Source organism: Muricoccus harenae, from assembly GCF_009848505.1.
GTDB lineage: Bacteria > Pseudomonadota > Alphaproteobacteria > Acetobacterales > Acetobacteraceae > Roseomonas > Roseomonas harenae.
In genome coordinates this window covers 1-1,627 of record NZ_WWDL01000087.1, presented here as the reverse complement: position 1 = coordinate 1,627, position 1,627 = coordinate 1, and the positions used below count along the sequence as shown (strand labels likewise).

Annotated in this window: 1 protein-coding gene and 1 pseudogene; both read right to left on the bottom strand. The window is 72.2% G+C overall.

Translation table 11 applies throughout. From position 1 onward, the window contains the following. Positions 1–60 precede the first annotated feature (60 nt). A complete protein-coding gene (locus tag GSE44_RS25000) occupies positions 61–561 on the bottom strand; it encodes a hypothetical protein (RefSeq protein ID WP_159351531.1) in 501 nt (166 codons plus the stop codon). Between the two features lie 768 nt (positions 562–1,329). Further along, positions 1,330–1,627, bottom strand: a pseudogene (locus GSE44_RS24995) (ABC transporter ATP-binding protein); the annotation flags it as partial.

The window sequence follows — 1,627 nt, the reverse complement described above, 5'->3', positions numbered from 1 at the left end:
CGCCCGTCACCGCGCGCGGATGCGCTAGGGCCCCTGCGGTGCAGCCGGGCCGCATCCTCGTCACGGGCGCCGGCGGCTTCGTCGGCCGCCACCTCCTGCCCGCCCTGCGTGCCGCCTTCCCGGAGGCATGAGGTAGCGCTGCGCAGGCGGGCTGGGACGGTACGCAAAGCTCGGCTGCCGCGGCGCAGCGCGGCTCCCTGGGCAGAGAGGGCCTGGCGCCTGGGAGGCGAGGGCCTGCATGAGTTGATCCCGCATCTCGAGCCGGAGCCGTCCGGCCAGGGAGCGGGCAAGGCCACCGCCGCTGGCCTGCGGCGAGGCTGGCGCAGGCCGCGCCGGCTCGGCTGACGGCGCCAGCAGCCCGGTGAAAAGCTGGCGCACGGCCTCCCGTGGCACCGTCCACAGGGCGTTGCCCATGGAAGCGTGGCGGCAGAAGCGCACCTGCTCGCCGAGCAGCCCGTGTAACTCCGCATAGAGCTCGTAGCTCAGGCGCTGGATGCCGCTCGGGCGTGGATAGCGCAGGCCGTAGCGGAAGGAATCCTCCACATCGAGCCAGAGGATCATCGGATTGGCCGTTCCATCCGCCATAGCGGCGGAGCAGGGGCCCCGGTGGGACAAGCCGGGCGAGCTTTGCCAATTTCCGCGCCGACACCCTCTCCCGGTGATCGGCGGACAGCCGCGGCGGCCGCCCAGCCACTCCGGAGCCCTTCCGTGCCAGAACCTGCCGCGTGTGGTGATCATCGGGGCCGGCGGGCACGCCAAGGTCATCATTGAGGCGCTCCGGGCCGCGGGCTTCCCGCCGCCGCTGGGCTGCGTCGTCCCGCTCCCGCCGTTCTACGGCCTGCCCGTGCCGGGAGGAGATGAAATGATGGAGCGCCTCAGGGCCGACGGCGCTGCCGCCGCGGTGGTGGCACTTGGGGGCGAATGGCATGCGGCTGAGGATGGGGAACCGACTCTCCGCGTTGGGCTACGCGCTGCCGCCGGTGCTGCACCCGGCGGCGCAGTGCTCCCCGAGCGCCATGGTGGCCGAGGGCGCGGTGATCATGGCCCAGGCCTTGTTAGGGCCGGAATGCCGCATCGGGCGGCTGGCCATCGTCAATACCAGCGCGGTGGTGGAGCACGACTGCATCTGGGGGAGGCCGCGCATGTGGCTCCCGGCTGCGCCCTGGCCCTGCTGGGGGGGCTCGGTGGTGCGGCCGGGCATCATGATCGGGGCGGATGCGGTGGTGGGCGCCGGCTCAGACGTTGTGCGCGATGTGCCAGCTGGCGCCCGTGTCGGAGGGGCGCCGGCCAGGCCGCTTCGTTCCCGGGGCAGGGGCCACTGCCGCCGGATCAGCCGGGCGTTGCCATCATTTCGGCGATCACCTGCTCCACTGGCCCGTCTGCCACGATCCGGCCGGCATCCAGGCGGATGGCGCGGGTGCACCAGCGGCGGGCGACGCTCATGTCATGGGTCGCGATGACCATGATGTCCGCCCCGGAAACGAGGCTGGCGAGGCGCGCCTCGGCCTTTTGCATGAAGGTGGCATCGCCTGCCATGAACCACTCGTCCATCAGCAGGATCTGGGGCTGCATGGCGGTGGCGATGGCGAAGGCCAGCCGGATGGCCATGCCGGCGGAATAGCCCTTG

What these genes read in the sequence shown, in the direction of transcription:
- GSE44_RS25000 (WP_159351531.1), bottom strand. Translation starts at nt 561, where the DNA reads ATGATCCTCTGGCTCGATGTGGAGGATTCCTTCCGCTACGGCCTGCGC.